Source organism: Pseudomonas sp. 43(2021), assembly GCF_017490805.1.
GTDB lineage: Bacteria > Pseudomonadota > Gammaproteobacteria > Pseudomonadales > Pseudomonadaceae > Aquipseudomonas.
Window position 1 is genome coordinate 1 of sequence record NZ_JAFGYJ010000108.1, and the last position, 719, is coordinate 719.

The 719-nt window shown below is 54.7% G+C and carries 1 protein-coding gene and 1 pseudogene; both read left to right on the forward strand.

The genetic code is table 11. The features are described from left to right. Positions 1-304, forward strand: a pseudogene (locus J5M71_RS26185) (anti-sigma factor); the annotation flags it as partial. Between the two features lie 211 nt (positions 305-515). After that, on the forward strand, positions 516-668 hold the full coding sequence (locus J5M71_RS26190; RefSeq protein ID WP_003183939.1) for a DUF3309 family protein: 153 nt from the start codon (positions 516-518) through the stop codon (positions 666-668). Positions 669-719: the final 51 nt, after the last annotated feature.

A 719-nucleotide genomic window follows, 5' to 3' on the forward strand; every position in this document is an offset into this window, starting at 1 on the left:
CTACTTCAGCGGTGCCGGGCGCTTGCCGGACTTGAAAGCTGCCGGATTCGAGCCGGTCAGCGGGCGCTTGCTCAGCACCGATGAAGGCGCGGCGGCGATGGTGATGTATGAGGATGGCAGCGGTCACAAAGTGAGCTTTTACCTGCGTCCACCGGGGCCGAAAAACACCCTGCTGCCGCGTGGCTCGCGCAGCGATGGCGATCTGCAGGCCGATTACTGGTCAGGGCCGGGCTACAACTATGCGGTGGTCAGCCCGACCGACTCGCCGGCGGCAGAGTTGCTCAAGCAATCGCCACCGTTCTGAAATCCACCTCTGGTAGGAGCTGACGAGTGCAACGAGGCTGCGATCTTTTTGCTGGAAAGGAAATAACCGAGCAATCCAAATACATTAAAAAAACATTGAATTTTTTTTCATCGGCGCAAGTCGGAACATGTAAGCCGGCTGGAATTTAGTTGCTCTCCAGCTGCCCACTGAGCATCAAGACTCTTCCAGACTCTGAACAAGGAAATCACCCATGGGCACAATTCTAATCATCATCCTGATCCTGTTGCTGATCGGTGGTCTGCCGGTCTTCCCGCACTCCAGAAGTTGGGGTTATGGCCCGTCGGGTATTATCGGCGTGGTGTTGGTCGTGCTGCTGGTGCTGTTGTTACTCGGCAAGATATGACGATTTGAAGCTGTAAAAAAAGAGGCCCTTTTGCAAGGGCCTCTTTTTTAT

Excerpts from the sequence above, each read along its gene's own strand:
- J5M71_RS26190 (WP_003183939.1), top strand. The coding sequence starts at position 516 with ATGGGCACAATTCTAATCATCATCCTGATCCTGTTGCTGATCGGTGGT.